The sequence below is a fragment of the Burkholderia sp. 22PA0099 genome (genome assembly GCF_047497165.1).
Lineage (GTDB): Bacteria > Pseudomonadota > Gammaproteobacteria > Burkholderiales > Burkholderiaceae > Burkholderia.
In genome coordinates this window covers 1311782-1333170 of sequence record NZ_CP163165.1, presented here as the reverse complement: position 1 = coordinate 1333170, position 21389 = coordinate 1311782, and the positions used below count along the sequence as shown (strand labels likewise).

Below are 21389 nucleotides of genomic sequence, written 5' to 3'. Positions count from 1 at the left end.
GCACCGGGACGGAGCGCGCGTTGCAAGGCCTTGCTGCTTGCCCCCCACGCAACGCGGGCGGCATGACGATCAACGGTCGATTTCGCCGAACACGATGTCCTGCGTACCGATGATCGTGACCGCATCGGCAATCATGTGGCCGCGCGCCATTTCGTTGAGCGCGGAGAGATGAGCGTAACCGGGGGCGCGAATCTTCAGCCGGTACGGCTTGTTCGCGCCGTCGGACACGAGATAGATACCGAACTCGCCCTTCGGATGTTCGACCGCTGCGTAGGCTTCGCCTTCCGGCACGTGAAAGCCCTCGGTGAACAGCTTGAAGTGGTGAATCAGGTCTTCCATGTTCGACTTCATGTCGACACGTTTGGGCGGCGTAACCTTGTGATTGTCGGTCATCACCGGCCCCGGATTCTTCCGCAGCCACTCAATACACTGTTTCGCGATGCGGCAAGACTGGCGCATTTCTTCGACACGCACAAGATAGCGGTCGTAGCAGTCGCCGTTCACGCCCACCGGGATATCGAAATCGAGCTTGTCGTACACCTCGTACGGCTGCTTCTTGCGCAGATCCCACTCGATGCCCGAACCGCGCAGCATCGCACCCGTCAGGCCGAGCTGCAGAGCGCGCTCCGGGCTGACGACGCCGATCCCGACCAGACGCTGTTTCCAGATCCGGTTGTCGGTCAGCAGCGTTTCGTACTCGTCGATGCACTTCGGGAAACGCGTGAAGAAATCGTCGATGAAGTCGAGTACCGAGCCCTGGCGCGCTTCGTTCATCTTCGACAACGCTTTCTCGTTGCGGATTTTCGATGCCTTGTATTGCGGCATTGCGTCCGGCAGATCCCGATAGACGCCGCCCGGCCGATAGTAGGCAGCGTGCATGCGCGCGCCCGACACGGCTTCGTAGACGTCCATCAGATCCTCGCGCTCGCGGAACGCGTAGAGGAACACCGCCATCGCGCCGACGTCGAGCCCGTGCGAGCCGATCCACATCAGGTGGTTCAGCACGCGCGTGATTTCGTCGAACAGCACGCGGATATACTGCGCGCGCTCGGGCACATCGATGCCGAGCAGCTTTTCGATCGCCAGCACGTAACCGTGCTCGTTGACCATCATCGACACATAGTCGAGACGATCCATGTACGGCACGGACTGGATGAAGGTCTTGTTCTCGGCGAGCTTTTCGGTGCCGCGATGGAGCAGGCCGATGTGCGGATCGGCGCGCTGGATCACTTCGCCGTCGAGTTCGAGCACGAGGCGCAGCACACCGTGCGCTGCCGGGTGCTGCGGACCGAAGTTGAGCGTGTAGTTCTTGATGTCAGCCATACCGCCCTCTTAATGTTTCAGGCCGCCGTAGCGATCTTCGCGGATCACACGCGGCGTGATTTCCCGCGGCTCGATCGTCACCGGCTGGTAGACGACACGCTTCTCTTCCGGGTCGTAACGCATTTCGACGTAGCCCGACAGCGGGAAGTCCTTGCGGAACGGATGGCCGATGAAGCCGTAGTCGGTCAGGATGCGGCGCAGGTCCGGGTGGCCTTCGAAGACGATACCGAACAGATCGAACGCTTCGCGCTCGTACCAGTTCGCCGAATTCCAGATGTCGACCACCGACGGCACGATCGGCAGATCGTCGTCGGGCGCGAACACGCGCAGGCGCAGGCGCCAGTTGTTCGTGATGGAGAGCAGTTGCAGGACCGCAGCGAAACGCGGGCCGTCGTAGGCACCGTCGCCGTAGGTTTGATAGTCGATACCGCAGAGGTCGACCAGTTGCTCGAAGCCGAGCGTCCGGTCGTCGCGCAGCAGCGTAGCGACTTCGAGATAGTCGCGCGCACGCACGACCAGCGTCAGTTCACCAATGGCCTCGGTCAGGCTGACCACGCGCTCACCGAGCGCGGTTTCGAGGTTGGCTTTGAGGATCTCGATTTTGCTTGCCATATTGTGGGTGCTCGGGGCTTTATTGACGGGCGATGGTGCTGGTCCGGCGGATCTTGGCTTGTAGCTGGATCACGCCATAGACGAGCGCCTCGGCTGTCGGCGGACACCCTGGCACGTAGACGTCGACGGGCACGATACGATCGCAACCACGCACGACGGAATAGGAATAGTGATAGTAGCCGCCGCCGTTCGCGCACGACCCCATCGAAATCACCCAACGCGGCTCGGCCATCTGATCGTAGACGCGACGCAGCGCCGGCGCCATTTTGTTGCACAGCGTGCCGGCGACGATCATCACGTCGGACTGGCGCGGGCTCGGGCGAAACACGACGCCGAAACGATCGAGATCGTAGCGGGCCGCGCCCGCATGCATCATCTCGACCGCGCAGCACGCCAGACCGAACGTCATTGGCCACAGGGACCCAGTGCGCGTCCAGTTGATCAGTTTGTCGGCCGTGGTGGTGACAAACCCTTCCTTCAAGACCCCTTCGATACTCATTGCTTTCCACTCCTGACAGGCGGCGGAGAGTGGCCGCCTCACGCAAACCGGTGATTGACCCGCCCTTTATTCCCAGTCGAGGCCGCCCTTTCTCCAGATGTAGGCGAAACCCAGCAGGAACTCGAGCAGGAAGATCATCATGGCCATGAAACCGGGCCAGCCGATGTCGCGAAGGGCGACACCCCAAGGAAACAGGAAAGCGGTTTCGAGATCGAAAATGATGAACAGGATAGCGACGAGGTAATAGCGCACGTCGAACTTCATGCGCGCATCCTCGAATGCCTCGAAACCGCACTCGTACGGTGAGTTCTTTTCGCTGTTGGGCTTGTTGGGACCGAGGACCTTGCCGATGCCAATCAGTGCCACGCCCAACCCAAGGCCTACGAGAAGGAACAGCAAGACGGGGTAATAGGCAGCGAGGTTCAAGGCCATCCTCTATCGGTTAGTTCTGATCGGAGCGAAGCATATCACCTTCCGAGCAAAGGGTCATTTCGGACCGCACGCTATTGCGAGGCAACGCAAAATGGGATCCTGAAATGAAAAATGCCAGCCGCTGAAGCAGGCTGGCATTACAAAACTTTGGTGCCGACGGCGAGACTCGAACTCGCACAGCTTTCGCCACTACCCCCTCAAGATAGCGTGTCTACCAATTTCACCACGTCGGCACTGCGGCGATTGCCTGGGAAATTCGCTTCCAGTCAATCGCGACAAGAATTAAATTATAGCCCGACTTTTTTGAGCCGATCAACCACTATTTTCTCTTTTTCGGCCTTTTTTACTTCGGAACGTCCTGGCTGGACGTGGATGCAGCAGCCGGTGCCGATGCGCCGGACGTAGCGGCCGGAATCGATGCGCCGGAGGCCGTTGCGGGCTGGGAAGCCGCGGCCACCGAGGGCGCAGCCTGCCCGCCGAGCAGGCCGATCGACGGCGACGACTTGTACGAACCGAGATAAGTCAGTGCGAGCGTCGAAATGAAAAACACAGTTGCCAGGATTGCCGTAGTGCGCGACAAGAAATTCGCCGAACCGGTCGCGCCGAACAAACTGCCCGACGCGCCGCTGCCGAATGCGGCACCCATATCGGCACCCTTGCCATGCTGAAGCAGTACCAGACCAATCACGCCAAGCGCGGACAGGACCTGCACCACGATAATCAAGACTTTCAGAAAAGACATCTCATTCACCCGAATTGTGGGATTGCTGCGCACACTCCGTACGCGACCCCGGATTCACAAACATTGGGCGGTTTGCCGCGTCGCTTATTGCGCCGCGCGGCAAATCGCCAGGAAATCATTGCTTTTGAGCGACGCGCCGCCGATCAGGCCACCGTCGATATCCGGCTGGCCGAACAGCTCGGCCGCATTCTCCGGCTTCACGCTGCCACCGTAAAGCACCGACACGTGACCCACGCCCTTCGCCACCAGCCGCGAGCGCAGGAACGCGTGTACCTGCTGCGCCTGATCCGACGTGGCGCTCTTGCCCGTGCCGATCGCCCAGACAGGCTCGTAGGCCACCACGATGCGTGCGGCTTCGTCGGCCGACAGCACCGCCAGCACCGCGTCGAGCTGCGCGCCGACCACTTGCTCGGTCGCTTCCGATTCGCGCTCGGCCAGCGTTTCGCCGACGCAGACGATCGGCGTCAGGCCGGCCGCCAGCGCACGCTGCGCCTTCACGGCAACCAGATCGCTCGATTCGCCGTGGTACGTCCGGCGCTCCGAGTGGCCGACCAGCGCGTACTTCGCACCGAATTCGGCGATCATGGCTGCCGCCACTTCGCCGGTGTAGGCACCCTGCTCGTGCGCCGACACGTCCTGCGAGCCCACGGCTACGCGGCCGCCCGCCAGCAATTCGCCTGCCTGCGCCAGATACGGAAACGGCACGCAAACGCCGATCTCGACGCCGGCCGGCACATCCTTGGCACCCGCGAGCACGTCGTTCAGCAGCGCGCGATTGCCATCGAGACGGCCGTGCATTTTCCAGTTACCGACTACCCGCTTCACTCGTTCTGTGGACATCGTTTCTCGTATCTCGAACTGAATCTTCGTCGTAACGCCCGCCGATCCGGCGAGCTCGCAAAGGTGGCGGAACCGGTCGGACGAAGCAAACCGGCGATTTTACTTCGACGAGCAAGAACCGGTCAAACCGGAAATGTCAAGCGCTGGCACCCCAATCGAGCACGATCTTGCCAATGTGCTCGCCGCTTTCCATCAATGCATGCGCCTGTGCGGCCTCCGCGGCCGGCAGCACGCGATAGATCACGGGCTTCACCGTCCCGCCCTCGATCAGCGGCCACACGGTTTCCTTCAGTTGCGCCGCAATCTTCGCCTTGAACTCGACGGCGCGAGGGCGCAGCGTCGAGCCGGTGATCGTCAGGCGTCGGCGCAGGATCTCGCCCAGGCTGACTTCGGCCTTCGCGCCGCCAAGCAGCGCGATCACCACCAGCCGGCCACCGTCGGCCAGCGCGCTCAATTCGCGCGGCACGTAAGACCCCGCCACCATGTCGAGGATCACGTCCGCGCCACGGTCGTTGGTCAGCGATTTGACGACGTCGACGAAATCTTCCGTCTTGTAGTTGATCGCGCGTTCGGCGCCGAGCGCCTCGCAAGCCTGGCACTTCTCGTCGGTGCCGGCCGTCGCGAACACGCGATAGCCGAGCGCATGTGCAATCTGGATTGCCGTCACGCCAATCCCGCTCGAGCCGCCCTGCACCAGCAGGGTTTCCTGCTCGCCACCTTCGCCGCGGCCGAGCAGCCCGCGATCGAACACGTTGCTCCAGACCGTGAAGAAGGTTTCGGGCAAGGACGCCGCCTCGATGTCGGTCAGACCGGCCGGCACGGGCAAGCACTGCGCCAGCGGCGCCGCGACGTACTCGGCATAACCGCCGCCCGCCAGCAACGCGCAAACACGATCGCCGAGCTTGAACCCGAACGGGTTCGCCGCGCCCTCGCCGAACTCTCCGCCGACGATCTCGCCCGCCACCTCCAGGCCCGGCAGATCGGAAGCACCGGGCGGCGGCGCATAGGCGCCCTTGCGCTGCAGGACATCCGGCCGGTTGATGCCGGATGCCGCCACCTTGATCAGCACCTCGCCGCGTTTCGGGTCGGGCCGGGGCCGCTCGACGAGCTTGAGCACGTCGGGCGCGCCGAATTCGGTGATTTCGATCGCCTTCATTTGGGTCGCTCCAAGATAGGGACGGGCCTGCGCCGATTCACGACGCAGGCCCGTCCATCCTGCAGGAAAAACGGCCGGCCCGCTGATGCGGGCGGCCGCTTTCGTTACGCTTACTGCTGCGGTGCGTCGCCCGGTTGCCCTGCTTCGTTCAGCAGTGCCTTGGCCGACAGGCGCACACGGCCCTTCTCGTCCACCTGGATGACCTTGACCTTCACGACCTGGCCTTCCTTCAGGTAGTCGTTGATGTCCTTCACACGCTCGTTGACGATTTCCGAGATGTGCAGCAGGCCATCCTTGCCCGGCAGCAGGTTCACGATCGCGCCGAAATCGAGGAGCTTGAGCACCGCGCCTTCGTAGACCTGACCGATTTCGATTTCAGCCGTGATCTGCTCGATGCGCTTCTTCGCCTCGGCCATGCCTTCGCTGCTCGTGCTCGCGATGGTCACGACGCCGTCGTCGGAGATGTCGATCGTCGTGCCCGTTTCTTCGGTCAGCGCGCGGATCACCGAACCGCCCTTGCCGATCACGTCGCGGATCTTTTCCGGGTTGATCTTGACGGTGATCATGCGCGGTGCGAACTCGGACAGCTGCGTGTTCACGCCCGACACGGCTTCCTTCATCTTGCCGAGGATGTGCAGACGGCCTTCCTTGGCCTGGGCCAGTGCGACCTGCATGATTTCCTTCGTGATGCCCTGGATCTTGATGTCCATCTGCAGGGCCGTCACGCCGGCTTCCGTGCCCGCCACCTTGAAGTCCATGTCGCCGAGGTGATCTTCATCGCCGAGGATGTCGGTCAGCACCGCGAACTTGTTGTCTTCGAGGATCAGGCCCATGGCGATGCCGGCGACGTGCGCCTTCATCGGCACGCCGGCGTCCATCAGCGCCAGGCAGCCGCCGCAGACCGAAGCCATCGACGACGAGCCGTTCGATTCGGTGATTTCCGATACGACGCGGATCGAGTAGCCGAATTCTTCGGCGCTCGGCAGGCAAGCGACCAGCGCGCGCTTCGCGAGGCGGCCGTGGCCGATTTCGCGACGCTTCGGCGAGCCGACGCGGCCCGTTTCGCCGGTGGCGAACGGGGGCATGTTGTAGTGAAGCATGAAGCGCTCGCGGTATTCGCCTTCGAGCGCGTCGATGATCTGCTCGTCGCCCTTGGTGCCGAGCGTGGCCACCACCAGCGCCTGCGTTTCGCCGCGCGTGAACAGCGCCGAACCGTGGGTGCGCGGCAGCACGCCGCTGCGGATTTCGATCGGGCGGACGGTGCGCGTGTCGCGGCCGTCGATACGCGGCTCGCCGTTCAGGATCTGCGAACGGACGATCTTCGCTTCGATGTCGAACAGCACGTTGCCGACCGTGGCCTTGTCGGCCGCCGTCGTGCCGGCTGCGGCCGCTTCGGCTTCGAGCTTGGCCGAGGTGGCGGCGTAGACTTCCTTCAGCTTGGCCGAACGGGCTTGCTTGTCGCGGATCTGGTAGGCGGCCAGCAGGTCGCCTTGCGCCGCTGCCGTGACGGAGGCGATCAGTGCCTCGTCCTTCGGCGCCGGCTGCCAGTTCCACTCGGGCTTGCCGCCTTCGCGCACCAGTTCGTGGATCGCATCGATCGCCGTTTGCATCTGTTCGTGACCGAACACCACGGCGCCGAGCATCACGTCTTCCGGCAGTTGATCGGCTTCCGATTCGACCATCAGCACGGCACGTTCCGTACCGGCGACGACCAGATCCAGGTTCGACGCCTTCAGTTGCTCACGCGTCGGGTTCAGGACGTACTGCTCATTGATGTAGGCCACGCGCGCGGCGCCGACCGGGCCGTTGAACGGCAGGCCCGACACGGCCAGCGCAGCCGACGCGCCGATCAGCGCGGGGATGTCGGCCGGCACTTCCGGGTTGATCGACAGAACGTGGATCACGACCTGGACTTCGTTGTAGAAGCCTTCCGGGAACAGCGGGCGCAGCGGGCGGTCGATCAGGCGCGAGGTCAGCGTCTCGTGCTCCGACGGACGGCCTTCACGGCGGAAGAAGCCGCCCGGGATCTTGCCGGCGGAATAGGTTTTTTCGAGGTAGTCGACGGTCAGCGGGAAGAAATCCTGGCCCGGCTTGGCCGACTTGGCGCCCACGACGGTCGCCAGCACCACGGTGTCTTCGACGTCGACAATCACGGCGCCGCTCGCCTGACGGGCGACTTCGCCCGTTTCAAGACGAACCTTGTGCTGGCCCCACTGGAATTCCTTCACGACTTTGTTGAACAGAGACATGGTCGATCCTTGATTTGTTCATTGATGGCATGCGCCGCGCGAGATTGCGAACCGCGTGCGCGGCGGCGGTGCGGCCCGGCATGACGGGAAGGAGGTGTGTTTTTTATGCCATTCCAGGGCGGGACTGGCGCGTGACGGCAACCGCCGCACTGGAATGACACAAAGCTCCACCCGGCGACCAGGCCGGCGGGCGGCGCGTCCGGATTCCGGACGGGCGCCCTCGGTACAGACAACGGCGAATCGTGACGTACCGCTGAAAAACAAAATGCCTGTATCAGCGGACTGACACAGGCATTTGCGAGAGGCGAACGTCGCCCCGCTTACTTACGCAGACCCAGCTTCTCGATCAGCGCGCGATAGCGGTCGGCATCCTTGCCCTTCAGGTAGTCGAGCAGCTTGCGGCGGCGGCTCACCATGCGCAGCAGGCCGCGGCGGCTGTGGTGATCCTTCGCGTGCGACTTGAAGTGACCCGTCAGCTCGATGATGCGCGCGGTCAGCAGCGCAACTTGAACTTCGGGCGAACCCGTGTCGTTGGCGCCACGCGCGAAATTAGCAACAACTTCCGACTTCTTGATATCTGCAACCGACATGTGATTTCCTTTCTAGCGAACAGGCGGACACGGAAGAATGGCCGTGCCGTGACGGCTGTCATAATTGACAACCGGCGGGCATTGTAGCACAAGTCATTTGCCCGCCTAAGCTGCCTGCCAGGAGGCGCCGTTCGGCATGCCGCCGATGGCCGTTCGATGAGCGCCGCCGGCAGCGCCAGCGCGGGTTGGAAACCAGGGCCGGCATTGTCGAAGCGCATGATCGCGGTGCCCGGCATCGCCAGCGGGCCGAACCTGCGCTCGATCAATCAGCGCGATCACACCGGCTCCGCAACGCGATCCTGCCCGCACAGGGTAACCGGCATGAACGCCATGCAGGCGGCAGCGAGGCGCTTCCATCGGAACCGGCGTGGCGTTCCTTACAAGCCGAATTCAGGACCCGAATCATACCGGAGCCGCACGCCAGGCTCCCGCGCGCGGCGCGTGACTTGATACCCGAGCGGTGATACAACAGCGCATCGCATCCGACGGAGACCCGCATGTTTCGACGACTTCCCGTACTGCTTGCCGTGGCGGCCACCCTGCTGGCCGGCTGCGCGCAACCGTGGCAGCGCTATCAGGCGGGTGAAGATCAGTCGGCGCTGATCGCCCGGCTCGGTCCGCCGGGCGAAATCTACGACCTGCCCGACGGCGGCAAGCGCCTGATGTGGCCGACCCAGCCGATGGGCGAAACCACCACCGCTGCCGACGTCGACGCGGCCGGCAAGGTGCGCAGCATGCGCCAGGTGCTGCAACCGAACGAGTTCTATCGCGCCGAGATCGGCAAGTGGAAGAAGGCCGACGTGCTGGTCAATTTCGGCCGCCCCGAGGAAACCGCGTACTTCCCGCTGATGAAGCGCGAAGTGTGGACGTACCGCTATCTCGAGGACAACGTCTGGTACATGTTGTACAGCTTCTATTTCGACGACCAGGGCATCCTGCGCCTCACGCAGAAGACACCCGATCCGCTGCACGATCCCGACCGTCGTGCGGCGTTCTGAGCGGCACCCATAATCTTTCAAAATACTGTCATTCTCGACAGGATCGATTCGGGCCATTTCAGCCAACCGGCGAAATGGCCTTTTTTATTGATTCCTTCATATCGCAATGAAATCGGAAAAATAATCTTTAAGCTATCAAACTGATTCGTAGCTTTTTCCGCTCACATTCCTTGATGGGCGGTACTTTCATCGATATGCCCTGCACCATCCATCAGCCATTTCTTTTCCAAAATGGTGCAAAGCGCATTCTCATTTCCGTAATTTGAAACAGAATGTTTCAGCCCCGCCTCGCATCCAGATAAACCCCTAATATTCCTTCCAACTAGCTTTCAATTCCGAAAGCGCGGCTGAACGTGTTGCCTCCCGCACCGTTCATATCTTGCCTATTTGAATAGGATTCCTGATGAATCACGCCAAAAGCCTGCTCGCCGCCAACGTCGCCTGGGCGCGGGAAACCGCCGAGCGCGTACCCGGCTTCTTCGATGCGTTGTCGCAGGGACAAAACCCCCGCGTGCTGTGGCTCGGCTGCTCCGACAGCCGCGTGCCCGCCGAATCGATCACGCACAGTGCGCCGGGCGAGTTGTTCGTCCACCGCAACATCGCCAACCTGTTCCATCCCGACGACGACAACAGCGTCAGCGTGCTCGAATACGCGGTGCGCGTGCTCAAGGTGGATCACGTGATCGTTTGCGGCCACTACGGCTGCGGCGGTGTGCGTGCCTCGCTGCTGCCGCCGCCGGCCGATCTGCCGCACGTCGCGCGCCGCATCGCGCCGCTCTGCGCGTTGGCGGCGCGCCACCGCAGTTCGCTCGATGCCCTGCCGGCCGATACGGCCGCGAACCGGCTCGCCGAACTGAACGTGCTGGAGCAGGTGCAACGCCTGCGCGAACACCCGATCGTGCGCGACAGCACGTCCGCGCCGCTCGTGCACGGCTGGATCTTCTCGTTGTCGGACGGCCTGCTGAACGTGTTGTCGTCGGGCTACGAGCCGTCGGACACCACCTCGGCCCAAACAATCGAACCCACCGAATTCGCCAATCCCGGCTCGCTGAAGGCCGCCTGAATCCGGCGCGGCCGGGTTCTCGCCCCGGCCCGCGCGCCCGCCCTCTCGCTCTCCCATCCGATGCCCATCATGAATCTACGCAACGTCTTCTCCACGTTCCCGCGCGACTTCGTCGCCGGCACCGTCGTGTTTCTCGTCGCGTTGCCGCTGTGTCTCGGCATTGCCAACGCGTCAGGCGTCGAACCGTTCGCGGGCCTGATTTCGGGCATCGTCGGTGGCCTGGTGGTCGCGTTCCTGAGCGGCTCACCGCTGTCCGTCAGCGGGCCGGCGGCCGGCCTGGTGGTGATCGTCATCGACGGCATTGCCCAGCTCGGCAGCTTTCCGGCGTTCCTGCTCGCCGTGGTGCTGTCGGGCCTGTTGCAGCTCGGCCTCGGCATGCTGCGCGCGGGCCAGTTGGCGGCCTACGTGCCCTCGCCCGTCATCAAGGGCATGCTGGCCGCGATCGGCCTGCTGCTGATCGTCAAGCAGGTGCCGTTCGCACTCGGCCTGCACGGCGGTACGGCCGCGTTCAGCGCCCATGCGATCGGCGCGGCCGTCATCGCGGTCGCCTCGCTGGCACTGCTGATCGCCTGGGATCTGCCGGCACTGCGCCGCTTCGCGCTGGTGCGCAACGTGCCGGCGCCGCTCGTGGTGGTGGCGATCGGCATCGCCGCGACGCTCGCGCTCAATACGCTGCTGCCCGGTTTCGCGCCGCCTGCCGAGCACCGCGTCGCACTGCCCGCGCTCGATTCGCTGGCCTCGCTCGGGGGCGCCCTGCAGGCTGCGGAATTCGGCCCGCATTTCGCGCAGTTGTGGAACCCGGATGTCTGGCGCGTGGCGATCACGCTCGCGATCGTCGCCAGCCTCGAAACGCTGCTGTCGCTCGAAGCGGTCGAACAGATCGATCCGAAACGCCGCCCGCCGCTGCCGAACCGCGAGCTGAAGGCGCAGGGCGTGGGCAACCTGGTGGCCGGCGCGTTCGGCGGCCTGCCGATCACCTCGGTGATCGTGCGCAGCTCGGTGAACGTGCATGCGGGCGCGCAAAGCCGGATCTCGGCCGTGGTGCACGGCGTGCTGCTGCTCGTCAGCGTGTTCCTGCTGACCGAGCTGATCAACCTGATCCCGCTGGCCACGCTCGCCGCGATCCTGATCCACACGGGCTTCAAGCTCGCCAAGCCGAAGCTGTTCCAGGCCGTCGCGAAGCAGGGGCCGGCCGCCTTCATTCCGTTCGTCGCGACGATCGCGGGCGTGCTCGCGGTGGACCTGCTGTTCGGCATCGCGCTCGGCATCGTGATCAGCGTGCTGGCGGTGGCGCTGGCGAACCTGCGCAGCCCGGCCACGCTCGCGCAGCACGACGATCACTACCTGCTGACGTTCCGCAAGGACGTGTCGTTTCTCGGCAAGGTGCAGGTCAAGCATTACCTGCGTCAGATTCCGGACCGCGCCATCGTGATCATCGACGCCACGCGCGCCGACACGATCGACCACGACGTGCGCGACCTGATCGATGCATTCATCGCCGATGCGCCGGCACGCGAGATTCTGGTCGACTACCGGCAGCCGATGCGCGCCAACGCCAACCGCTGGTCGTTCTCGATGCTGCGCAATCCGGGCGGCATGTAATCGATCGCAGCACCGGCGCAATCGGCCGGCGCAATGAAAAACGCCCCGCGAGCCATCAGGCCTCGCGGGGCGTTTTCATGCATGGTCCAGGCTTGAGCCAGCCTCGCGGGCCGGCCCAGGCCGGCATCACGAACGTTGCGGATTGAGCTTGTCGACGTCCGAATACAGCTTGTTCAGCGCCGACAGATAGGCCTTGGCCGAGGCCGCGACGATATCGGGATCGGTGCCGACGCCGTTGACGATCCGGCCGCTCTTCGACAGCCGCACCGTGACTTCGCCCTGCGCCTGCGTGCCGGTGGTGATCGCGTTGACCGAGTACAGCAGCAACTCGGAGCCGCTGCCGACTTCGGTTTCGATGGCGTTGAGCACCGCGTCCACCGGCCCGTTGCCATGCGCCTCGCCCGTCACTTCGCCGCCGGCCACCGAGAACACGACCTTCGCGTGCGGCTGCTCGCCCGTTTCCGAGCGCTGCGACAGCGACACGAACTTGTAGTGCTCGCGCTCGACCACGGCGGCTTCTTCCGAGACGATCGCGATGATGTCCTCGTCGAAAATCTCCGCCTTGCGGTCCGCCAGATCCTTGAAGCGCGTGAACGCGGCGTTCAGTTCGGTTTCGCTGTCGAGCGCGACGCCCAGCTCCTGCAGGCGCTGCTTGAAGGCGTTGCGGCCCGAGAGCTTGCCGAGCACGATCTTGTTCGCGCTCCAGCCCACGTCTTCCGCGCGCATGATTTCATAGGTGTCGCGCGCCTTCAGCACGCCGTCCTGGTGAATGCCCGAGGCATGCGCGAACGCGTTGGCGCCGACCACGGCCTTGTTCGGCTGCACCACGAACCCGGTGATCTGCGAGACGAGCTTCGACGCCGGCACGATCTGCGTGGTGTCGAGGCCGACGTCGAGGCCGAAGTAATCCTTGCGCGTCTTCAAGGCCATGACGATTTCCTCGAGCGAGGTATTGCCCGCCCGTTCGCCGAGACCGTTGATCGTGCACTCGACCTGACGCGCGCCGCCGATCTGCACGCCGGCCAGCGAGTTCGCCACGGCCATGCCCAGATCGTTGTGGCAATGCACCGAGAACACGGCCTTGTCGGAGTTCGGAATGCGCTCGCGCAACGTCTTGACCAGGTTGCCGTACAGCTCCGGCACACCGTAGCCGACCGTGTCGGCGATGTTGATGGTGGTCGCGCCTTCGGCGATCACGGCTTCCAGCACGCGGCACAGGAAATCCATGTCCGAGCGGCTGCCGTCTTCGGGCGAGAACTCGACGTTGTCGGTGAACTTGCGCGCGAAACGCACGGCCAGGCGCGCCTGCTCGAACACCTGATCCGGCGTCATCCGGAGCTTCTTCTCCATGTGCAGCGGCGAGGTGGCGATGAAGGTGTGGATCCGGAAGCTGTTGGCCGGCTTCAGTGCATCGGCGGCACGCTGGATGTCCTTGTCGTTGGCTCGCGCCAGCGAGCAGATCGTGCTGTCCTTCACGAGCCCCGCGATCGTGTGGATCGCATCGAAATCGCCGTTCGAGCTGGCCGCGAAGCCGGCTTCGATCACGTCGACCTTCATCCGTTCGAGCTGCTTGGCGATACGGATTTTTTCTTCCTTCGTCATCGACGCACCGGGCGATTGTTCGCCGTCACGCAAGGTCGTGTCGAAAATGATCAGCTTGTCTGTCATGGGGAGGCTCCAGGGGGATTTTGTAGGTGAACCAGAAAACGATGGAGTTCGCGCCACCGCTGGCGACGCTCTACAACAGACGAGGCTTGACGGAGGGCGAAACCGATCAGCGCGGCAGGCGCGCTAGCGCTAGTGCGCGTAGGGGCGCACCGGCTTGAAGGCGGGAGAGGCGGGAAAATGCGGTCATGGCGGTGAATATAGCGGCATTCGGGCAGGCGTGCAATCGGGCCGCGCACCGGGCCGGCCGGGCCCATAAAAAACGGCGACCCGATGAAGGTCGCCGTTCTTGCGATGCGCTGCGCCGGGTGCAAGGCCGCGAAATTGGCCTCAGTGCTCGCGCTGCGACGATCTGGCCGGATTGGCCCGGCCGCGGATCGCCATATAGCCCCAGAACACATAACCGGACAGCCCGTAGAGCACGAACAGCCCGAACAGCATCAGCGGCGGATCGGACGACACCAGCACAAAGGCCACCACCACCAGCAGGATCGCCGCGAACGGCACGCGGTGCCGCACGTCGAGCGCCTTGCCGCTGTAGAACGGCGCGTTCGACACCATCGTCACGCCCGCGTAGATCGTCAGCACGAACGCCACCCACGGCAGCCAGCCCAACTTGAGCGGCACGCGGTTGTCGGTCGCCAGCCAGACGAAGCCGGCGATCAGCGCCGCGGCGGCCGGGCTCGGCAGCCCCTGGAAGAAGCGCTTGTCGACCGAACCGATATTGGTGTTGAAACGCGCGAGCCGCAGCGCGGCGCCCGAACAGTAGACGAACGCGGCGAGCCAGCCCCAACGGCCGAGATCCTTGAGCACCCACTCGTACATCACGAGCGCCGGCGCGACACCGAACGAAACCATGTCGGACAGGCTGTCGAACTGCTCGCCGAACGCGCTTTGCGTATGCGTCATGCGGGCGACGCGGCCGTCCATGCCGTCGAGCACCATCGCCACGAAGATCGCGATCGCGGCGATCTCGAAGCGTACGTTCATCGCCTGCACGACGGCGAAGAAGCCGCAGAACAGCGCGGCCGTGGTGAACGCGTTCGGCAGCAGATAAATGCCGCGCGTGCGCAGGAACTGCTGGCGCGCGGCGCGACGCGGCTCGGCGCCCGCATCGGTGCCGATCACCTTGTTGTGCCGGAACGAGCGCGGCAGGGATTTGCCGTTGCGCGGCCGGCGGGGTTTGAATGCTGCCATCGAGCCTCCTGCCGCTTACTGCGGCAATTCAGCAAGAATCGTCGACGATGCGGAGACCTTTTCACCGATCGTCACGCGCGCGCGGCTGCCGACCGGCAGATACACGTCCACGCGCGAACCGAAGCGGATGAAGCCGTAGCGCTGGCCACGCGTGAGCGGCTCGCCGCTGCGCACGTAGCAAAGAATGCGCCGCGCCACGAGGCCGGCGATCTGCACCGAGGTGACGATATGGTTGCTGCCGGTGTGGATCACGACCGCGTTGCGCTCGTTCTCGGTGGAGGCCTTGTCGATCGCCGCGTTCAGGAACGCGCCGGGGAAATACTCGACCTTGGTGATCGCGCCATCCACGGGCGAGCGCTGCGAGTGCACGTTGAACACGTTCATGAACACGCTGATCTTCAGCGCTTCGCGGTTCGCGTACGGGTCGTGCGCGGTTTCCACCGCAACGATGCGGCCGTCGGCGGGGCACAGCACGGCGTTGGCCTGGGTGGGAATGGGGCGCGCCGGGTCGCGGAAGAACTGCACCACGAAAGCGAGCAGCAGCCAGAACGGCCAGGCAAGGCCAAACCCGGCGACTGCATGGATCAGCAGCGCGACGACGGCAGCGATCGCGATGAACGGCCAGCCTTCGCGCGCAATGATCGGATGAGGGTAGTTCATGGTGACGTTCGGTGAATAGCAAAGCCCGTAGCATAACAAAAGCCGCCCTCGGCACTGCGGCCTTCGGGCGGCTTTTCGGAGCGGACCCCGAAAACCGGGGCCGTCATTCGGCGAATGCTTAGTTCTTCGACTGGTCGACCAGCTTGTTCTTCGCGATCCACGGCATCATCGCGCGCAGCTTCGAGCCGACTTGCTCGATCTGGTGCTCGGCCGTCAGGCGGCGACGCGATTGCAGCGTCGGTGCGCCTGCCTTGTTTTCGAGGATGAAGCTCTTGGCGTACTCGCCCGTCTGGATGTCCGTCAGGACAGCCTTCATCGCCTTCTTGGTTTCTTCCGTGACGATGCGCGGGCCCGTCACGTATTCACCGTACTCGGCGTTGTTCGAGATCGAGTAGTTCATGTTCGCGATGCCGCCTTCGTAGATCAGGTCGACGATCAGCTTCAGTTCGTGCAGGCACTCGAAGTAGGCCATTTCCGGCGCGTAACCGGCTTCGACCAGCGTTTCGAAACCGGCCTTGATCAGGTCGACCGTACCGCCGCACAGCACGGCTTGTTCGCCGAACAGATCGGTTTCGGTTTCTTCGCGGAAGTTCGTTTCGATGATGCCGGCACGGCCGCCGCCGTTCGCTGCCGCGTACGACAGCGCGACGTCGCGCGCTGCGCCCGACTTGTCCTGGTGAACGGCGATCAGGTGCGGCACGCCGCCACCTTGCGAGTACGTGCCGCGAACCGTGTGGCCCGGTGCCTTCGGCGCGATCATGATCACGTCGAGGTCGGCGCGCGGGATCACCTGGCCGTAGTGGACGTTGAAGCCGTGTGCGAAGGCCAGCGCGGCGCCTTGCTTGGCGTTGGCGTGCACTTCGTTCGCGTACACCTCGGCGATCTGCTCGTCCGGCAGCAGCATCATGACGACGTCGGCGCCCTTCACCGCTTCGGCGACTTCCTTGACCGTCAGGCCGGCGTTCTCGGCCTTGCTCCACGACGCGCCATTCTTGCGCAGGCCGACCGTCACGTTCACGCCGCTTTCCTTCAGGTTCAGCGCGTGAGCATGGCCTTGCGAGCCATAACCGATGATCGTGACTTGCTTGCCCTTGATGAGGGAGAGGTCAGCGTCCTTGTCGTAGAAAACTTTCATGATCATTCCTTCGCAAATTCAGTGAGTTCGTTCAATGGGTACTGCTACCGGGGCATGACGGCGCACCCGGCTCCGTTCGATACGGCGGCGTCAAACCTTCAGGATGCGCTCGCCGCGACCGATGCCCGAGCTGCCGGTCCGCACGGTTTCGAGAATCGCGCCGGCGTCCAGCCCCTGGATGAATGCGTCGAGCTTGTCGCTCGCGCCCGTCAATTCAATGGTGTAGGTCTTTTCGGTCACGTCGATGATGCGGCCACGGAAAATATCCGCCATCCGCTTCATTTCTTCGCGTTCCTTGCCTACTGCCCGCACCTTGATCAGCATCAACTCGCGCTCGATATGCGCGCCGTCGGTCAGGTCCACGACCTTCACCACCTCGATCAGGCGGTTCAGATGCTTCGTGATCTGTTCGATCACGTCGTCGGAGCCGATGGATACGATGGTCAGACGCGACAGCGAATTGTCTTCGGTCGGCGCCACCGTCAAGGTTTCAATGTTGTAGCCACGTGCCGAGAACAGGCCGACCACGCGCGAAAGCGCGCCCGGTTCGTTTTCCAGCAGCACGGAAATGATGTGTCGCATGTTCGCTTCTTCCCGATGAGATCTCGACTAATCCAGTTCGAATGCACGTTGTGCGCCGCCCGGCGCCGCCCGCTCTTCATGGAAGCGGGAGCACGGGGCGCGACGCACCAACGCGCCGTTACAGATCTTCCGATCCGAGCAGCATCTCGGTGATGCCCTTGCCGGCCTGGACCATCGGCCAGACGTTCTCGGTCGGATCGGTCTGGAAGTCGAGAAACACGGTGCGATCCTTCAGACGCAGCGCTTCCTTCAGCGCCGGCTCCACATCGGACGATTTTTCGATCCGCATTCCGACGTGGCCGAACGCTTCGGCGAGCTTCACGAAATCGGGCAGCGCATCCATATAGGAATGGGAATAGCGCTTGCTGTATTCGATCTGCTGCCACTGGCGAACCATGCCGAGGTAGCGGTTGTTGAGCGAGATGATCTTGACGGGCGTGTCGTACTGCTTGCAGGTCGACAGCTCCTGGATGCACATCTGGATCGAGCCTTCGCCCGTGATGCACACCACGTCGTCGTCGGGGTGGGCCATCTTGACGCCCATCGCGGCCGGCAGGCCGAAGCCCATCGTGCCGAGACCGCCCGAGTTGATCCAGCGGCGCGGCTTGTCGAAGCGGTAGAACTGCGCGGCCCACATCTGGTGCTGGCCGACGTCCGAGCACACGAACGCTTCGCCCTTGGTCAGCTTCCACAGCGTCTCGACCACATGCTGCGGCTTGATGATTTCGCTTTCGCGGTCGAACTTCAGGCAATCCTTCGAGCGCCAGCCCTCGATGTCCTTCCACCATTGCGCGAGCGCTTCGGTGTCGGGGCCATGCTCGGCCGTCTGCAATTGCTCGATCAGTTCCTTCAGCACTTCCTTGACGTCACCGACGATCGGGATATCGACCTTGACGCGCTTGCTGATCGACGACGGATCGATGTCGATGTGGACGATCTTGCGCGGGCGCGACGCGAAGTGCGCCGGATCGCCGATCACGCGGTCGTCGAAACGCGCGCCGATCGCGATCAGCACGTCGCAGTGCTGCATCGCCATGTTCGCTTCGTAGGTGCCGTGCATGCCGAGCATGCCGAGGAACTTCGAATCGGAGGCGCGATAACCGCCCAGGCCCATCAGCGTATTCGTGACCGGGTAGCCGAGCAGGTCGGCGAACTGGTTCAGCTCGCGCGCCGCATCGGCCAGGATGATGCCGCCGCCCGTATAGATATACGGACGCTTGGCCGACAGCAGCAGCGAGACGGCCTTGCGGATCTGGCCCGAATGGCCCTTGGTGACCGGGTTGTACGAGCGCAGCGACACGCTCTTGACCGGCACGTACTCGCACGGCGTTTTCGACACGTCCTTCGGAATGTCGATCAACACCGGGCCGGGCCGGCCGGTACGTGCGATGAAGAACGCCTTCTTGACCGTTTCGGCCAGGTCGCGCACGTCCTTCACGAGGAAATTGTGTTTGACGCAGGGGCGCGTGATACCGACCGTGTCGCATTCCTGGAACGCGTCCAGGCCGATTGCGCCGGTGGGCACCTGCCCGCTGATCACCACGAGCGGGATCGAATCCATGTAGGCGGTAGCGATACCGGTGACGGCATTCGTGACGCCCGGGCCGGACGTGACGAGACACACGCCGACGTTGCCCGTCGAACGCGCATACGCATCCGCCGCGTGCACTGCAGCCTGTTCGTGGCGCACGAGCACGTGCTGGATCTTTTCCTGCTTGTAGAGTTCGTCGTAGATGTAGAGAACCGAGCCGCCGGGGTAGCCCCAGATGAATTCGACGTTCTCGTCGGCCAGTGCCTGCATGAGCACGGTGGCGCCGATCGAGTCGCTCGACGGGGCTGGAATGGGTTCCGACGTGGAGAATTCCGCGCTGGGCATGTTCATATCGACCTTTCGAATTTTCGGAAAAAAATTGATCGGGTGCTCTCTGCCGAACTTGTGATCCGGGTTCAAGCGGCGCGTCCAGTTGACAAGCTGGCTTCTTGGGCCAACTTCAATTGAGACCATCACTTATATTGCGAACCAGCGACGATATAGTGTCGGCGTCAAGTGGTCAAGAAAAAAATCCCGGGTGTGGCGAGCGGCCCGGCGAGCACCGCCGTGCAGGCACCCTCGCCTGCTGCTGCGACGCCACGTGAGGTGCCGGCCGGCACGAAAATTTGTTAGCATCCGCCCCGTTTACGAAATTTTTCGTCCTACCGCCCCTTCGAGCGCAGACCTTTTCCCGGAATGGCATCAGACAAGGAACTCGCCGATTTTCTGACGAGCGTCGAACGGCGCGCGTTCAAGCAGGCCGCCTACGCCGTGCGCGATGACGACGCATCGCTCGACATCGTGCAGGACGCGATGATCCGGCTTGCGGAGAAGTACGGCGACCGTCCCCCGGCCGAACTGCCCCTGCTGTTTCAGCGGATCCTGCAGAACGCGATCCACGATTACTTCCGCCGCCAAAAGGTCCGCAACACCTGGGTCAGCCTCTTCTCGTCGCTCGGCAGCGGCGACGACGAGGATTTCGACCCGCTCGAAACGCTCGACACGGCCGACAATGGCAACGGTATCGAAAGCAGCGAAACCCGCCTCGAACGGGAGCAGGTGCTCACGCTGATCGACGCCGAAATCCGCAAGCTTCCGGCACGTCAACGGGAAGCCTTCCTGATGCGTTATTGGGAGGATATGGATGTCGCCGAAACAGCCGCCGCCATGGGTTGTTCCGAAGGCAGCGTCAAGACGCACTGCTCACGGGCCACGCACGCATTGGCACAAGCGCTCAAGGCCAAAGGAATCACGCTATGAGCTTCGCTCCCGAACAGAAAGAATTCGAATTTGCCCTGAAGATCCGCCGCGCACTGGACGAGCGCGCAGCGGATCTGCCCCCGTCCGCCACCGACCGCCTGGCCGTGGCGCGGCGAGCCGCGCTCGCGCGCAAGAAACCCGACCCCGGCATCGTGCTGGTGTCGGCGCTCGCGGGCAACATGGCAGGCGGCTTCGGCCTGCTGCCCGGCCCGGCCGCCCGGCCGCCGGCCTCGCTCGCTCGCCGGCTGGTGCGCGCCGTGCCGCTGCTGGTGCTGCTGGCCGGCATCGTCGGCATCGCGTACTGGGAAAATCTGGAGCATACGGCGGAACTGGCCGACATCGACGCTGCCATGCTGAACGATGACCTGCCGCTCAATGCGTACCTCGACCACGGGTTCAACGCCTATTTGTCGCACACGCGCTGAGCGCAACCAGATACACAAGGACGCACGGGGTGATTCACAAACGCGGACTGGCGATATTTTTCGGGAGCGCGATCGCGCTCGTGGTTGCTTACGCGGCCACCTACACGCGTTTCGATGATCAACCGGCTGCAGCCGCCGGCCCTGCGGCCGCCGCGGCCGCAACCGCCACCAGCGCGCCGGCGGCGACCCAGCCGGTTGTCAGCCTGTCGCTGCCGAATGCTTTCCCCACGCTGGCCCCCGCCGCGAACCCGCTGTCGTGGGCGCGGCTGTCGCCGCAGCAGCATGAGGCGCTGGCCCCGGTCGGGCGCCTGTGGGACAGCTTCAGCGACGCACGCAAGCGCCGTTGGCTCAAAATCGCCGCGCGTTACCCGAAGATGTCGGCCGAAGAGCAAAAACGCCTGCATGAACGGATGACCCAATGGGCCAACCTCACGCAGGAAGAGCGGCGCGTCGCGCGGGAAAACTATCAGGTGTCGAAGGATCTCTCCGCGCAAGCGCGCGAGCGCGCCTGGAAGGATTACCAGAAGCTGACGCCCGAGCAGAAGGCCCGGCTGGCCGCGGCGGAGCGCCATCGCCGCACCGTGGTCAGCGCGCCGCCGTCGGGCAAGAGCGACCGCGACATCAATCGCCTCGTCAACGCGCACGATCATCCGGCCAACGCGCCGCTGACGCCGATCGCTCCGGCCGCCGAGCCGGGTGCGACGGCCAGCGCCGCCATGCCGACCGCCGCCGCCTCGGGCACCCAGCAGCCGCCCGCGCCAGTGCCCGTCTCGCCGGCCGACGCGCCGTCGATCTTCAAGGGATCGTGAGCGCCGCGCCGGCCGCACC

Annotated in this window: 21 protein-coding genes and 1 tRNA gene; 6 read left to right on the top strand and 16 right to left on the bottom strand. The window is 63.9% G+C overall.

Going from position 1 to position 21389, the window contains the following annotated elements:
- Window positions 1–69: 69 nt before the first annotated feature.
- The 10 genes from AB4851_RS21435 to rpsO all read right to left on the bottom strand — a co-directional run bounded on the left by AB4851_RS21435 (window position 70) and on the right by rpsO (window position 8443).
- The gene (locus tag AB4851_RS21435; protein WP_206126139.1) at window positions 70–1323 is read right to left on the bottom strand and encodes an NADH-quinone oxidoreductase subunit D; all 1254 of its coding nucleotides are present in this window, start codon (window positions 1321–1323) and stop codon (window positions 70–72) included.
- A gap of 9 nt (window positions 1324–1332) precedes the next feature.
- A complete protein-coding gene (locus AB4851_RS21430) occupies window positions 1333–1935 on the bottom strand; it encodes an NADH-quinone oxidoreductase subunit C (RefSeq protein WP_414451368.1) in 603 nt (200 codons plus the stop codon).
- A gap of 19 nt (window positions 1936–1954) precedes the next feature.
- Complete coding sequence (locus tag AB4851_RS21425; protein ID WP_004186402.1) at window positions 1955–2434, bottom strand: NuoB/complex I 20 kDa subunit family protein; 480 nt, start codon at window positions 2432–2434, stop codon at window positions 1955–1957.
- A 66-nt stretch (window positions 2435–2500) separates the two neighbouring features.
- Window positions 2501–2860, bottom strand: coding sequence for an NADH-quinone oxidoreductase subunit A (locus tag AB4851_RS21420; protein WP_414445628.1), 360 nt, complete (start codon window positions 2858–2860; stop codon window positions 2501–2503).
- A 154-nt stretch (window positions 2861–3014) separates the two neighbouring features.
- Window positions 3015–3099: transfer RNA gene (locus AB4851_RS21415), tRNA-Leu, on the bottom strand.
- Between the two features lie 110 nt (window positions 3100–3209).
- The gene (gene secG / locus AB4851_RS21410) at window positions 3210–3608 is read right to left on the bottom strand and encodes a preprotein translocase subunit SecG (RefSeq protein ID WP_414442643.1); all 399 of its coding nucleotides are present in this window, start codon (window positions 3606–3608) and stop codon (window positions 3210–3212) included.
- A gap of 84 nt (window positions 3609–3692) precedes the next feature.
- On the bottom strand, window positions 3693–4448 hold the full coding sequence (gene tpiA / locus AB4851_RS21405; protein WP_414451367.1) for a triose-phosphate isomerase: 756 nt from the start codon (window positions 4446–4448) through the stop codon (window positions 3693–3695).
- Window positions 4449–4584: 136 nt separating this feature from the next.
- Window positions 4585–5604, bottom strand: a complete 1020-nt coding sequence (locus AB4851_RS21400; RefSeq protein WP_414451366.1) for an NAD(P)H-quinone oxidoreductase — start codon at window positions 5602–5604, stop codon at window positions 4585–4587.
- Between the two features lie 110 nt (window positions 5605–5714).
- Window positions 5715–7853, bottom strand: coding sequence for a polyribonucleotide nucleotidyltransferase (pnp, locus tag AB4851_RS21395; RefSeq protein ID WP_414442646.1), 2139 nt, complete (start codon window positions 7851–7853; stop codon window positions 5715–5717).
- A gap of 320 nt (window positions 7854–8173) precedes the next feature.
- On the bottom strand, window positions 8174–8443 hold the full coding sequence (gene rpsO / locus AB4851_RS21390; protein WP_414442647.1) for a 30S ribosomal protein S15: 270 nt from the start codon (window positions 8441–8443) through the stop codon (window positions 8174–8176).
- A gap of 497 nt (window positions 8444–8940) precedes the next feature.
- On the opposite strand from rpsO, the gene AB4851_RS21385 reads away from it, so the two are divergent.
- The 3 genes from AB4851_RS21385 (at window position 8941) to AB4851_RS21375 (ending at window position 12106) form a co-directional block, all read left to right on the top strand.
- Entirely contained in the window at window positions 8941–9441 is a 501-nt protein-coding gene (locus tag AB4851_RS21385) for a hypothetical protein (protein ID WP_414451365.1), read from the top strand.
- Between the two features lie 403 nt (window positions 9442–9844).
- Entirely contained in the window at window positions 9845–10504 is a 660-nt protein-coding gene (locus tag AB4851_RS21380) for a carbonic anhydrase (RefSeq protein ID WP_414451364.1), read from the top strand.
- A 66-nt stretch (window positions 10505–10570) separates the two neighbouring features.
- The gene (locus AB4851_RS21375; RefSeq protein ID WP_414451910.1) at window positions 10571–12106 is read left to right on the top strand and encodes a SulP family inorganic anion transporter; all 1536 of its coding nucleotides are present in this window, start codon (window positions 10571–10573) and stop codon (window positions 12104–12106) included.
- A 126-nt stretch (window positions 12107–12232) separates the two neighbouring features.
- Here AB4851_RS21375 and AB4851_RS21370 read toward each other — a convergent pair whose 3' ends face one another.
- The 6 genes from AB4851_RS21370 to AB4851_RS21345 all read right to left on the bottom strand — a co-directional run bounded on the left by AB4851_RS21370 (window position 12233) and on the right by AB4851_RS21345 (window position 19227).
- Window positions 12233–13774, bottom strand: coding sequence for a 2-isopropylmalate synthase (locus AB4851_RS21370; RefSeq protein WP_414442651.1), 1542 nt, complete (start codon window positions 13772–13774; stop codon window positions 12233–12235).
- A 327-nt stretch (window positions 13775–14101) separates the two neighbouring features.
- Window positions 14102–14968 (bottom strand): CDP-diacylglycerol--serine O-phosphatidyltransferase, encoded by an 867-nt coding sequence (pssA, locus tag AB4851_RS21365; protein WP_414442652.1) that lies wholly within the window; start codon window positions 14966–14968, stop codon window positions 14102–14104.
- 15 nt (window positions 14969–14983) lie between these two features.
- Window positions 14984–15628: a phosphatidylserine decarboxylase gene (locus AB4851_RS21360; RefSeq protein ID WP_414442653.1), complete on the bottom strand. Its 645-nt coding sequence runs from the start codon at window positions 15626–15628 to the stop codon at window positions 14984–14986.
- A 118-nt stretch (window positions 15629–15746) separates the two neighbouring features.
- A complete protein-coding gene (gene ilvC / locus AB4851_RS21355) occupies window positions 15747–16763 on the bottom strand; it encodes a ketol-acid reductoisomerase (RefSeq protein ID WP_414442654.1) in 1017 nt (338 codons plus the stop codon).
- Between the two features lie 90 nt (window positions 16764–16853).
- Entirely contained in the window at window positions 16854–17345 is a 492-nt protein-coding gene (ilvN, locus tag AB4851_RS21350; protein ID WP_013698880.1) for an acetolactate synthase small subunit, read from the bottom strand.
- Window positions 17346–17463: 118 nt separating this feature from the next.
- Entirely contained in the window at window positions 17464–19227 is a 1764-nt protein-coding gene (locus AB4851_RS21345; protein WP_414451363.1) for an acetolactate synthase 3 catalytic subunit, read from the bottom strand.
- Window positions 19228–19572: 345 nt separating this feature from the next.
- Between AB4851_RS21345 and AB4851_RS21340 the strand changes: the two genes are divergently transcribed.
- From AB4851_RS21340 to AB4851_RS21330, 3 genes are read left to right on the top strand one after another with little or no spacing between them, the layout of a single operon-like run.
- Complete coding sequence (locus AB4851_RS21340; RefSeq protein WP_414442656.1) at window positions 19573–20136, top strand: RNA polymerase sigma factor; 564 nt, start codon at window positions 19573–19575, stop codon at window positions 20134–20136.
- The gene (locus AB4851_RS21335) at window positions 20133–20561 is read left to right on the top strand and encodes a DUF3619 family protein (RefSeq protein ID WP_414451362.1); all 429 of its coding nucleotides are present in this window, start codon (window positions 20133–20135) and stop codon (window positions 20559–20561) included. The genes AB4851_RS21340 and AB4851_RS21335 overlap by 4 nt, the downstream gene beginning before the upstream one ends.
- A 29-nt stretch (window positions 20562–20590) precedes the next feature.
- Entirely contained in the window at window positions 20591–21370 is a 780-nt protein-coding gene (locus AB4851_RS21330) for a DUF3106 domain-containing protein (protein WP_414451361.1), read from the top strand.
- Window positions 21371–21389: the final 19 nt, after the last annotated feature.